Annotated in this window: 7 protein-coding genes; 4 read left to right on the plus strand and 3 right to left on the minus strand. The window is 70.3% G+C overall.

The window, feature by feature from the left end; translation table 11 throughout:
* Nucleotides 1–4 precede the first annotated feature (4 nt).
* Genes ACG2DA_RS10350 through ACG2DA_RS10360 form a run of 3 tightly spaced genes read right to left on the minus strand, consistent with a single transcriptional unit; the run spans nt 5 to nt 3,350 of the window.
* The gene (locus tag ACG2DA_RS10350; protein ID WP_395255534.1) at nt 5–928 is read right to left on the minus strand and encodes a type II secretion system F family protein; all 924 of its coding nucleotides are present in this window, start codon (nt 926–928) and stop codon (nt 5–7) included.
* A 60-nt stretch (nt 929–988) separates the two neighbouring features.
* On the minus strand, nt 989–1,954 hold the full coding sequence (locus ACG2DA_RS10355) for a type II secretion system F family protein (RefSeq protein WP_395255535.1): 966 nt from the start codon (nt 1,952–1,954) through the stop codon (nt 989–991).
* 49 nt (nt 1,955–2,003) lie between these two features.
* Complete coding sequence (locus tag ACG2DA_RS10360; protein ID WP_395255536.1) at nt 2,004–3,350, minus strand: CpaF family protein; 1,347 nt, start codon at nt 3,348–3,350, stop codon at nt 2,004–2,006.
* 302 nt (nt 3,351–3,652) lie between these two features.
* Here ACG2DA_RS10360 and ACG2DA_RS10365 point away from each other — a divergent pair, with 302 nt between their 5' ends.
* The 4 genes from ACG2DA_RS10365 to ACG2DA_RS10380 all read left to right on the plus strand — a co-directional run.
* A complete protein-coding gene (locus tag ACG2DA_RS10365) occupies nt 3,653–5,191 on the plus strand; it encodes a PhoH family protein (RefSeq protein WP_395255538.1) in 1,539 nt (512 codons plus the stop codon).
* 81 nt (nt 5,192–5,272) lie between these two features.
* Nucleotides 5,273–6,316, plus strand: coding sequence for a hypothetical protein (locus tag ACG2DA_RS10370; RefSeq protein ID WP_395255539.1), 1,044 nt, complete (start codon nt 5,273–5,275; stop codon nt 6,314–6,316).
* Between the two features lie 67 nt (nt 6,317–6,383).
* The gene (locus ACG2DA_RS10375) at nt 6,384–8,291 is read left to right on the plus strand and encodes a GTPase (RefSeq protein WP_395255540.1); all 1,908 of its coding nucleotides are present in this window, start codon (nt 6,384–6,386) and stop codon (nt 8,289–8,291) included.
* Nucleotides 8,292–8,317: 26 nt separating this feature from the next.
* Nucleotides 8,318–10,125, plus strand: a 1,808-nt coding sequence (locus ACG2DA_RS10380; RefSeq protein ID WP_395255541.1) for a GTPase, incomplete at its 3' end; no start/stop codon positions are given.

Below are 10,125 nucleotides of genomic sequence, written 5' to 3' on the forward strand. Positions count from 1 at the left end.
CGGCTCAGACCAACACGCCGTCGATAATCATCAGCGCGGCGGGACCGACCAGCACGGCGAAGATGCCGGGGAAAATGAACAGAACCAGCGGAAAAATCAGTTTGACGGCCGTCTGCTGGGCCCGTTCCTCGGCGAGTTGACGGCGCTTGGTCCGCATCGAATCGCTCTGCGTCCGCAGGGCTTCGCCGATGCTGCTGCCGAATTTGTCCGCCTGAATCAGCACCGCGGCGAGCGCCCGCATGTCGTCGACGCCGGTCCGCACGCCCAGGTCGTGCAACACCTGACGCCGCGGCGAGCCGAGATTCAGCTGCTTGTTGCAGATATTAATCTCCTCGCACACGGCCTTGTGCGAGTCCTCCAGTTCGTCCGCGACCCGCCGCATCCCCGCGTCCAGACCCAACCCGGCCTCCACGCAGACCACGAGCAGGTCCAACACGTCCGGCAGCCCAAGGAAGACCTGTTCCTTCCGCGACTTTACCATGAAATGCAGCACGCCCTCCGGCAGATAGAAACACAGGCCGCCGGCGATAATCGCCGCGAACGCCGTGTTGAGCGTCATTCCGTAATTCGCCATCCCGTAGACGGTGCCGGCCGCAAGCCCGCCCAGGGCGACGGCGGACTTGAGCGCCAGATAAAATTGCGACGCCGCCGGATTGTGAAAGCCGGCGTTCACCAGCCGCAGGCGGAGGGCAGAGATCTCCGCGTCCGTCTTGGGAGTGAGCGCCTTCGAGAGCGCCGGCGCCGCTTTCTGGGCTGCGTGTTTCAGGCCGTCGCCGCGGTGCTTATCGTCACGGCGCCGCGGCTCCTTGAGCCGGTCGAGCCGATCCTCCGCCGAGCTGCGCGCGTTCGTGAACAGACTGACCGCTCCGAGAAACGAGAGCAGAATCGCCCCGCCGACGGCGAAGGGCAGCAGGGTTTCGAGGGACATCGGACGGCGTGGGAAGAGGAGAGGCGAAGGGAAACCGGTCGGTAGAGAACGCCGCGGGGATCAGATTTTGATGTTAACGATTTTCTTAATGACCACCGCCCCGACGACCTGCAGCACGGTCGCCACGCCGATCATCATGCGACCGCGGGGGTCTTCGAACAGCGGTTCGATATAACTCGGGTTGATGTAGTAAATCGCCAGGAACGTCGCCACGGGCAGCGCCATCAGCACCAGTCCGGAGATGCGGCCCTCGCCGGTGAGGGCCTGCACCTGGCCCATAATCTGGAATCGTTCCCGGATCAGGTGGCTCAGCTTGTCCAGAATCTCCGCCATGTCCCCGCCGGCGGACCGCTGAATAGCGACCGCGGTCACGAAGAACTTGAGGTCCATGTTCGGCACGCGCTTCAGCATATTCTTTAAGGCGTGCTCCAACGGCAGGCCGAGGTTCTGCTCCTCGTAGGCGAGGCTGAATTCCTTACTGACCGGTTGGGGCATCTCCTCGACCACCACGTGCAAGCCGCTGGCGAGGCTGTGGCCGCTGCGGAGCGCCCGGGCGATCAGTTCCAGCGCGTCCGGCATCTGGGCGGCGAATTTCTTGTGCCGCTGACGCCGCACGAACAGGACGTAGCCGAACGGCCCCCCCGCGGCGATCAGGGCGGCGATCGGGTACAGCGGCGAGGGCGCCCCGCCGAGCACCGCTGCGGCGAAGCCCGCGAAGGCGCAGCCGGCGGTGGCCAGAAAAAAGGCGTTCGGCGTCATCGGGTTGTCGGCCTGCTCCAGGATCAGGCCGAGCTTCGACAAAGACCCGCCGACGCGGCCCGCGAGGCCGCTCATCCCGTCGGAAGCCTCGGCGAGCAGTTCGCTGGTTTTCAGCTTCGGGGCGGCCTTTTTGCCGCCAACCAAGGCGGTGAGGCGGTCCTCCACGTCCGTGGCGGCGCTGTTCCGCCACGTGATCAGCCCCGCGAGCGCCAGCAGCGCGACGAACCCGAAGGCGAACAGCGAAATGACCAGCGGCGAAGCGAGCATGGGGACGTGCGGCGGGAGACGTGGGGCGGGAGGAACGCGGGGGCGGGGCTCAGCCCAGACGCCGGGCGGCGAACAGGTTGTGGGGCAGCCTCACGCCCGCCGCCTCGAGCCGGTCCATGAAGGTCGGCCGCACGCCGGTGCTCTCGAAGTGGCCGAAGGCTTTGCCGTCCTCGCCGATGCCGTCCTGCACGAACTCGAAGATTTTTTGCATGACGATCGTATCCCCCTCCATCCCGACGACCTCGGTGATATCGGTCACCTTTCTCGGCCCGCCCTGCAAGCGGTTGGCCTGGATGATGAGGTCCACGGCGCTGGCGAACTGGTGCCGCAGGGCCCGAATGGGCAGTTCGATGCCGCCCATGGAGATCATCGTTTCCAGCCGGCTCACCGCGTCCCGCGGGGTGTTGGCGTGGATCGTGGTCAGCGAGCCCTCGTGACCGGTGTTCATCGCCTGGAGCATGTCCAGCGCCTCCGGGCCGCGACACTCGCCGATGATGATGCGGTCCGGCCGCATCCGGAGCGCGTTCTTCACGAGGTCGGTCGCCGTCACGGCGCCCTTCCCCTCGATGTTCGGCGGACGAGTTTCGAGCCGAAGCGTGTGCGGCTGCTGGAGTTGAAGCTCCGCCGCGTCCTCGATCGTGATGATCCGCTGGTCCGGCTGAATGAAGCTGGAAAGCGTGTTCAACAGCGTCGTTTTACCGGAGCCGGTGCCGCCGGAGACGAGCACGTTCAGCCGGGCCTTCATGGCCCCTTCCAGCAGCATCACCATCTCCGGGGTGAAGGCCCCGAACCGCAGCAGGTCCTCCAGCGTCAGCGGGTTCGAGCCGAACCGCCGAATGGTGATCGCGGCGCCGTCCAGCGCCAGCGGGGCGATGATCGCGTTGACCCGCGAGCCGTCCGGCAGGCGGGCGTCGCACATCGGGCTGGTTTCATCGATCCGCCGACCGACCTTGGAGACGATCCGGTCGAGGATCTGCAACAGGTGGTCGTTGTCCCGGAAGGTCACCGGGCTCCGCACGATGCGGCCGTCCTTTTCAATATAAACGCACTTCGGCCCGTTGATCATGATGTCCGCGATGCCCTCCTCCTTGAGGAGGATCTCCAGCGGACCGAAGCCGAAGGTTTCGTCCAGCACCTCTTCGACGAGGCGCTCCCGCTCGCCGCGGTTCAGCAGCGGGTTCTCGGTGTCGCAGAGGTGCTCGACGACGAGGCGGATCTCGCGGCGGAGGGTGTCGCCCTCCAGATCGCCGAGGCGGGAGAGATCGAGCTTGTCGACCAGCTTGCCGTGGATCAGGCGCTTCAGATCCTCGAAATCCATCTGCTCGCCGGGACGACCGGACGAGGGACGGCCGGGGCGGGCGCCCTGGCGGGACGAGAGGGAGCGGGCGGCGGACATGACGGCGGGAGCGAGGGGGACGCGGCGACGCCGGCGGGAGGGGGCCGGTCTGCGAACCTAGGTCACGTCGTTCGGTCGGGCGGAGAGCGCCGGGGGCGGCGGGCATGTGGCGGAACGGCAACGTGCGGGCGCGCGGTTCGTGTCGATTCTGCCGCATCGCTCCCCCGCGGCTTCATCCGATCCTCACCGTCCCGCTCGGCAGGTCGGGGTCGGTGGTCCGGCGATGAGAAACTATCGTTCGTCCCCGCCGCCGCCGCTCGCCTGGCGCCGGCCCACCGACGATCGCCCACCGGATGCCGCCCATGTCCGCCCCGGCCGCTCTGCGTTTGCCTCTCGCTCCCGAGAGCCTCTCCGCCCCCTCGGACTTCGGAGCCGGCCTGGAGGAGCCCGGCGACGAGGGCCCCGCCTCGCGGCCGACCGACGGCCGAGGCGTCGCCGCGGAGAATGACGACGCGACGCCGGCCGCCGCCGAGGACGACGTCCGCACCCCGGACACCGGCCCGGTGCCCAAAACGTTCGTGCTGGACACCAACGTCATCCTGCACGACTCCCAGTGCCTGCGGAGCTTTGCGGAGCACGACGTCGCCGTGCCGATGACGGTCCTGGAGGAACTGGACCGCTTCAAGAAGGGCGCGGAGGAAAAACACTTCCACGCCCGCCGGTTCCTGCGGGAGTTGGACGGCCTGACGGGCGAACTGCTCTCCACCGCCGGCATCTGCCTGGGCGAAGCCGGAAACGGGACGAAGCTCGGCCGGGTGCGGGTCGTCATGGGCCGCCGGGACGACCCGGCGATCAAGGGCGTGTTCACCGAAGACACCCCGGACCACCGCATCCTCGCCGCGGCGATGGCCGTGCACCGGGCGGAGGGCGACTCGCGGATTGTCGTGCTCGTCACCAAGGACACCAACCTGCGGATGAAGGCCAAGGCCCTCGGCCTGATCGCGCAGGACTGGGAGAACGACAAGGTGGAGAGCCACGAGGCCCTCTACACCGGCAAGCGGATCGTCCAGCACATGCCCTCGGAGACGGTCGACCGCTTCTACTCCCCGCCCGGCAGCGTGCCCCGCGACGAGTTGCCGGAGGTGGCGGACCCGGTTCCCAACGAAAACTTCATCCTCCGCAACGGCAATAAGTCCGCCCTCGCCGCCTACCTGCCGGGCCCGCGGGAGTTCCGCCGGGTCGAGAAGACGTCCGCCTACGGCATCGCCCCCCGCAATGCGGAGCAGTCGTTCGCGCTCCGGGCCCTGCTGGACGACGACGTCCGGCTGGTCACCCTCACCGGCAAGGCGGGCAGCGGCAAGACGCTGCTGGCCCTCGCCGCGGCGCTCGCCCAGCGGCAGAAGTACCGCCAGATTCTGCTCGCCCGGCCGGTCGTGCCGCTGTCGAACCGAGACCTCGGCTTCCTGCCCGGCGACATCGGGGCGAAGCTCGACCCGTACATGCAACCGCTGCACGACAACCTGTCGGTGATCCGCCACGCCCTCGGCGACGAGAGCGAGGACGCCAAACGGATCCCCCTGATGCTGGAGACCGGCAAGCTGGAGATCAGCCCGCTGGCCTACATCCGCGGCCGCAGCCTGCCCCGGATTTATTTCATCATCGACGAGGCCCAGAACCTGACCCCGCACGAGGTGAAGACGATCGTCACCCGGGCCGGCGAGGGCACCAAGATCGTGCTCACCGGCGACGTGAAGCAGATCGACCACCCCTACCTCGACGGGCTCTCCAACGGTCTGTCGCACCTCATCCACCGCATGACCGGGCAGCCGCTGTACGCCCACGTCACCCTGGAGAAAGGCGAACGCAGCGAACTGGCCGAACTCGCCAGCGACCTGCTCTGACGCGGCCCCCGCGTCCGAGTTGAACCGCTGCGGCCCCCGCCGCGTTTCCGTTCGCGTTCGTTCCCCGCCCGCCCCGCCGCCGTGACGCCCGCCCCCGACGCCCCGCAGCGGTTCAAGTTCCATTTCCTCAACGACCAGGGCCAACCGGCCGGGATGTTCCGGAAGAAGGGCAGCTGGGACGGCGAAACGCTGACGCTGGACGACCTCACGCTGCCCGCGGCGGCGCTGTTGGAGGTGCAGGTCCGCGACAAACTCTTATTCCTCGCCGTCCCCGTCGGCGGGAACGAGGGGGAGGACGAGGCGACGGAGGCCGCCGGCCCGCAGGTGGGCACGGTGGGGGCGTCGATCTCCGGCGGGGCGACCGCCCAGTCGCTGAAGGCGGCGATCGACGTCGCCCGCAGCGCCGTCTGGGCGGAGTCGCATCGGGAACAGTTGGAGCGCGACGGCCGCGGCGCCGCGTTTCGCTCCGCGACCTGCCCGCACTGCGCGGCGACTGTGGTGCTGAGCGACATGCCGCGGACCCCGCAGGTGTACTGCGCATTCTGCGGCACGCTCTGGACGGAACGCACCGCCGCCGATCCGCCGGCCTGGGAACGCAAACACCGCATCTGCGAGGAGTGCGGTTACTTCGCCGCCCCGCGGAAGTTCACGGTGTTTTATTTTTACTTCCTGCTGGTCGTGTACGGCTGGAACACCCGCAGCACGTGGCGCTGCCCCGCCTGCATGCGGGGCGACGCCTGGAAGATGCTGATCCTCAACGCCCCGTTCCTGCTTGGCGTGCCGGTGGCGCTGACCCAGTTGACCCGCACCTACGGCAGCGACCTGACCGGCGGACCGTACGCGGGGCTGGACGCCGGCAACAAAGCGGCCCGGGCCGGCAGGTTCGACGCGGCGATCGCCAAGTACCGGGCGATCCTCGAACGTCTCGGGGCGGGGGCGGAGGTGAAGTACAACCTCGGCCTGGCCCTCGCCGGCGCCGGCGACGCCGACCGGGCCGCGGACGCCTTTCTCGCCAGTCTGGACGACTGCGCAAACTACGTCCCCGCCTTCGAGCGCGTCGCCCCGCTGTTGGAGGAGGCTGGGCGGACCGACGAACTGGCCGAGTTGAAGCGGCAGTGGGCGTGAACTGACGCCGGGATCGCGTATCGTCCCGCCCCCCGCTTCCTCGCTCGCCCGCCCTGCCCTCCGACCCATGGCCGATCTCGCGGAGTTCGCCGCCGCGGCCCGCCGTCTGGCGGAGGCCGTCGCCGAGTTGGACCGTCAAGCGGACGGCCTAGAGCTGACCCCGGCCGCGAAGCGGCCGTGGCACGAGACGCTGCACGGCAAGCTGCTGCCCCAACTCCCCGGTCCCGGCGGCGGGGGGGCGTTTCTGGTGGTGGCGGTCGTCGGCGGGACGAACATTGGCAAGTCGCTGATCTTCAATCATCTGGCCGGCTTCCCGGCCAGTTCCAGCAGCAAATTCGCCAGCGGCACCAAGCACCCGACCTGCCTGGCGCCGGCCGGGTTCAGTCAGAGCCACCGGCTGGAGGACATCTTCCCCGGCTTCGTGCCGACGAAGATCGACGAGCAGGACCCCGACGCCGCCCTGCGGGCCGACGACCGCGACCTGCTGTTCTGGGCCGAGAGCGACGCGGTGCCGGACAATCTGCTGCTGCTCGACACGCCGGACGTCGACGCCGACGCCCCCGTGAACTGGGAGCGGGCCGCAAAGATCCGCACCGCCGCGGACGTGCTGCTGGCCGTCGTCACGGAGCAAAAATACAACGACGCCGCCGTGGTCCGCTTCTTCCGCGAAGCCGGCGGCAAGGAGGTGCACGGGGCGGACGCCGCCGTCGTGGTGGTGTTCAATCAGGTGCACCTTCCCGAAGACGACCAGTACTGGCCGAGTTGGGTCGGCACGTTCGCGGAGCGCACCGGCATCGACCCGGACCTGCTGTTCCTCGCCCCCCACGACCGCGACGCGGCGAAGGACCTGCGACTGCCCTTCCACCCGCGCCCCTGGCCGCCGGGCGAAAGTGAGCCCGAAGCGCAAGCGAGGGGAACGGCCGGCGGCGAGAGCCTGCGGACGGCGCTCTCCGAGTTGCACTTCGATGAGGTGAAGCTCCGCACGCTCTCCGGAGCGGTCGATCGGCTGGCGAGCCCGGAGGACGGCGTCTCCGCCTGGCTGGCCGAGGTGCGGGAGGCCGCGGCCCGCTTCGCCGCCGCCGGCGAGCACCTGATGGACGAGCTGACCGATAGTAAGGCGAAGTGGCCCCCGGTGCCGGCCGCCGCGTTGGTCGAGGAGGTCCGCGACTGGTGGCGGGGCCGGCGGACCGGCGCCACGCGACGGGTGGCGGACGCCTACACCGTGGTGGGCGGCCTGATCGCCCAGCCGTTCCGGGCGCTGCGCGGCCCGAAGCCGCCGCCGCTGGAAGGCTACGCCAAGGAGGAACTCGCCCTGTTCCGTCGGGCGGTCGAGCGGCTGTTCGGTCAGCTCGAACGTCTGCGGGAGAGCGACCCGATCCTCGCCCCCCGTCTGGCGGCGACCCTCGGCGGGGCGTCGCGGGCGGACCTGCTGGAGCGCCTGCGGACCGACCACGCGGCCTGCGATCTGGAGGGGGAACTGGCCGCGGTCGTGCGGACGGAGATGGACGCCCTGCTGACGAACAATCCCCGCGCCGGCCGCTGGCTGCGGGTGTTGGACGGCGCTGCGGTGATGGGTCGGCCGGCGCTGACCGTCGGGCTGCTGGGCACCGGGGTGATCGGCACGGAACTGGCCGCCGCGGGGGTGACGGTCGTCGCCGACACGCTCGTCGGCGGGGCCGCCGCCGCCGCGGGGGAGGCGGCCGGCGCCGGCGCGGGCAGCCTCGCCATGCGGGTGAACGCCAAGCTGGCCCGAATCGAACGCCGCTTCGCGGATCGTCGCCGGGCGTGGCTCGAACGCTGGGTGCGGGACGCGCTGCTGGGGCCGCTGGTTTCCGACGTCGCCCACGCCGCCGCCCTGCCGGACTCGGAGGCCTTCGCCGCAGTGGGCGAGGCGTTGTCCGAACTCCAGCGGGCCAGCGGCGGCCGCGCGCCCGCCGCCGAAGCCTCTCGCACGCCGGAACGCACAGGGGGCTGACGCCTCCGCTCGCCTCCAGGAACCGCATGTCTTCCGAACTGGATCGTCTCGACCAACTCGCCCGGATCGACGGGCTGATCCGCCGCGTGCGCGAGTGGGCGGAGGAACCGACCGGCCCGGACCGCGCCGCCGACGGCTGGGAGCCGCTGTCGGACGCCCGCGGGCTGCTCCGCCGGGCACTGGACCGGGCGGAGGCGGTGCGGGTGCGGCTGGAGGCGCCGCTGGTCGTCGCCACCTTCGGCGGCACCGGCACCGGCAAGAGCACGCTGGTCAACGCGCTGGTGGGCGAGGAGGTCGCCGTCCCCGGCAAGCAACGACCGACGACCACCACGCCGACGCTCGTCGCCCACCCGGACACCGACCTCGCCCCGCTCGGCCTGCCGCTGGACCGGGTGCGGGTGAAGCGGGCCGACGCCGCGACGCTGCGGGAGTTCGTCCTCATCGACTGCCCCGACCCCGACACCACGGAGGTGGAGGCCGAAGGGGAAGGCGCCGCGACGAACCTCGGCCGGTTGCGGGAGTTGCTCCCGCACTGCGACGTGCTGCTGGTCGTCAGCACGCAGCAGAAGTACCGCAACGCCCGGGTCGCGGACGAACTGCTCCACGCCGCCCGCGGCTGCCGGCTGCTGTTCGTGCAAACGCACGCCGCCGAGGACGGCGACATCCGGGAGGATTGGCGCCGCGTGCTGGGCGAACGGTTCGAGGTGGCGGCGGAGGATCTGTACTTCGTGGACTCCGTCCGGGCGCTGGCGGAGCGGAACGCCGACCGGCTGCCGACCGGCGAGTTCGCCCGGTTGCTCGAAACGCTGCGGACGGAGCTGTCCGAGCACGCCCGGGTCGCGGTGCGGCGGGCCAACCTGCTCGACCTGCTCCACGGCGCCCTAGACCGGGCGGACGCGAACGTGCGGCAGCGCCGCCCGGCCCTCGACGCCGTCGGCGAGAAGCTGGCGGAGGAGCGCGAAGCCCTCACCGCCGCGATGACGGGGCGGCTGAAGGAAGAACTGCTCGGCAATCCCGGCGTCTGGGAGCGGCGCCTCGCCGACGCCGTCGCGACGGCGTGGGGCGTCAGCCCGTTCAGCATCTCGCTGCGGTTTTACAACGGCATCGGCGGGTACATCACCTCCTCCAGCCTGTTCCGGGCCCGGAACGCCGCGGCCGTGGCGCTGGTCGGAGCGACGATGGCCGGGCAGAAGCTCCGCGACTATCACGCCGGCAACGCGGCGGACGCGGGGCTCGATCAGCTCGGCGCCTTCGGGCAGGACGACGGCCTGCTGCGGGACGCCCGCTTCCGCCTGCAGGGCTTCACCGCCGACGCCGGCCTGCCGGGCGAACTGCTGACCCTCACCGACGAGCAGATCCGCGACCAGGGCGTCGCGGCGGAGGGACGCTTTCTGGAGGGGGTGCGGGGCAAGGTGGAGGCCCTCATCAAGAAGCTCGCGGCGAAGAACAGCCGCACGCCGGTCCGGCTGTGGTACGAAATCCTGCTGCTCAGCCTGCCGACCATCATCCTGCTACGGGCAGCGAAGAACTTCTTCTGGGACACCTTCCTGCGGCCGCTGATCTTCGGCGAGGCCGAGGTCGCCACGGCCGCCGGCCCCGTGTTGTACGGCGGGGACTACTGGATCGCCGGGGCGGTGTTCGCCTCGCTGTGGGCGGGGCTGTTGGTGATGCTGTTCAGCCGGCGGTTGCGACGGGGGCTGGACCGGGAGGTGAACGAACTGGCCCGCAGCGTCTCCGCCGGTCGCACCCCGGCCGGGCTGTTTCCCGCTCTCGAGGCCGCCGTCGCGCGGGCCCAGGCGGGGGCGGACCGGCTGCACCGCCTCGCCGGCGAGGC

Origin of the sequence: Alienimonas sp. DA493 (assembly GCF_043951915.1) — a bacterium.
Classification (GTDB): Bacteria; Planctomycetota; Planctomycetia; order Planctomycetales; family Planctomycetaceae; genus Alienimonas.

What these genes read in the sequence shown, in the direction of transcription:
- ACG2DA_RS10350 (WP_395255534.1), bottom strand. Translation starts at nt 928, where the DNA reads ATGTCCCTCGAAACCCTGCTGCCCTTCGCCGTCGGCGGGGCGATTCTG.
- ACG2DA_RS10355 (WP_395255535.1), bottom strand. Translation starts at nt 1,954, where the DNA reads ATGCTCGCTTCGCCGCTGGTCATTTCGCTGTTCGCCTTCGGGTTCGTC.
- ACG2DA_RS10360 (WP_395255536.1), bottom strand. Translation starts at nt 3,350, where the DNA reads ATGTCCGCCGCCCGCTCCCTCTCGTCCCGCCAGGGCGCCCGCCCCGGC.
- ACG2DA_RS10365 (WP_395255538.1), top strand. Translation starts at nt 3,653, where the DNA reads ATGTCCGCCCCGGCCGCTCTGCGTTTGCCTCTCGCTCCCGAGAGCCTC.
- ACG2DA_RS10375 (WP_395255540.1), top strand. Translation starts at nt 6,384, where the DNA reads ATGGCCGATCTCGCGGAGTTCGCCGCCGCGGCCCGCCGTCTGGCGGAG.